General features: G+C 40.6%; 3 protein-coding genes. All 3 read left to right on the forward strand.

Annotated elements, in window-relative coordinates; translation table 11 throughout:
* Nucleotides 1-43: 43 nt before the first annotated feature.
* The 3 genes from ACEW8S_RS02900 (at nt 44) to ACEW8S_RS02910 (ending at nt 1,467) form a co-directional block, all read left to right on the forward strand.
* Entirely contained in the window at nt 44-577 is a 534-nt protein-coding gene (locus ACEW8S_RS02900) for a CHRD domain-containing protein (RefSeq protein WP_373516685.1), read from the forward strand.
* 406 nt (nt 578-983) lie between these two features.
* Nucleotides 984-1,247: a hypothetical protein gene (locus ACEW8S_RS02905; protein WP_373516686.1), complete on the forward strand. Its 264-nt coding sequence runs from the start codon at nt 984-986 to the stop codon at nt 1,245-1,247.
* A 13-nt stretch (nt 1,248-1,260) separates the two neighbouring features.
* Nucleotides 1,261-1,467, forward strand: a complete 207-nt coding sequence (locus ACEW8S_RS02910; RefSeq protein WP_373516687.1) for an ATP-binding protein — start codon at nt 1,261-1,263, stop codon at nt 1,465-1,467.
* Nucleotides 1,468-1,503: the final 36 nt, after the last annotated feature.

Here is a 1,503-nt window from a genome sequence, read left to right on the forward strand (position 1 = left end):
CGTTTCTCACTTCGTAACGTAAAATAAATTAAATAATCGTACTATGAAAAATTATTTGAATATTAGCAAGCTTGTTTTACTTTCCTTTGTCCTCATTCTCGGGTTTGGGTGCAACAAGGAAAGTTATGAACCAACAGAAGACCTTATTCACACTGCCTTAAAAGGCCAGTCAGAGGTTAAGTTTAATTTCACCAGTTCTTTAAAAGGAAGCAATGAAGTACCCGCACGGGAAACCAAAGCGGCCGGACATGTGAGCGTGAAAATCAATAAGGACGAGCAGTCTCTTTATTACAAGATTACCGCGGCGAATATTGATGATGTCCGGGCCGCCCATTTTCATTTGGCGCCAGAGGGCGCAAACGGCGCGGTAGTCGTTACCCTGTACACGAATCCGGATCAACCTTCGGGACCGCAAAACGGGGTCTTAACAGAGGGAGTGATTACAGCAGACAATTTACAGGGCGATCTTGCCGAAGCGGACTTCGCCACTTTGATAGGTGCCATCCGGTCAGGGGGGATCTATGTAAACGTCCATACTTCCAGATATCCATCCGGGGAGCTACGGGCACAGCTTTAAGTCCTCCAATTGTAGAACTGACAATAGAAACTTGGCGGTAAGATCAGGGGAAGGGATCATAAATGGGTCCCTTTTTCCATACCATTTGTAGCGGTTTTGTGCCATAAATTCATAGGTGTTGTTGGCTGTAGTGAATTTATAATTTGAGTAGACTTCATCTGTAGATTTGAAAGTTCAATTATGGGTGGGATTAAATACACCTCCATTTTAGGTGCAAACCAGGCTGAAATCAAATTTGACTGGGATTTGATTGATTTTCACCAGTTGATTAGCCAACCCCTAAAGGCCTCTCCCGTAATAATATATCATTGATCTGCCCTAGAACGTTCCTGTCTTTTATTATACTTATGGTTGTTGGGAAAATCAAAAAATCCAATCCGACTGGACAAAAATCTTTAAAGAAGGTATGTTTTCCGATGCGGCAATCTTCTGGGCTTTTCTATTCCGTTTATTCTCCGGTTACTATTGTATAAATAGCTTGTTGGCAGCGAATGCGGGATATATATATACAGTGTATTCCAAGGACCTACCTTTGGTTTTTGGGGATATTGCGTTGATTGACAGGGCGCTAGAAAACATAATAGATAATGCTATTCAGCATTGTGATCAAGGCGATGTGGTTACGTTAATGCTTAGAGAAGATAAGCAAGTCAAAGATAAAAGTTTCTGATACAGGAAACGGAATTTCACCAAATGAACTTCCCCACGTCTTTGAAAGATATCCAAAAGGAAAAATTCTTTCAGATTCTGAAAATGGAAGTGGTCTCGGCTTGGCAATTGTAAAAAAGATAATGGACCTCCACAATACCTCCATAGAAGTTAATAGTGTGCTCAATCAAGGAACAGAATTCTTTTTTAGTTTTCCCGTTCAACACCGTTCAATATCATAATTTGTGAGCTTTTATTTAAAGTAAAGTTATCACTCT

The sequence above is a fragment of the Pricia sp. genome, assembly GCF_041745955.1.
Lineage (GTDB): Bacteria > Bacteroidota > Bacteroidia > Flavobacteriales > Flavobacteriaceae > Pricia.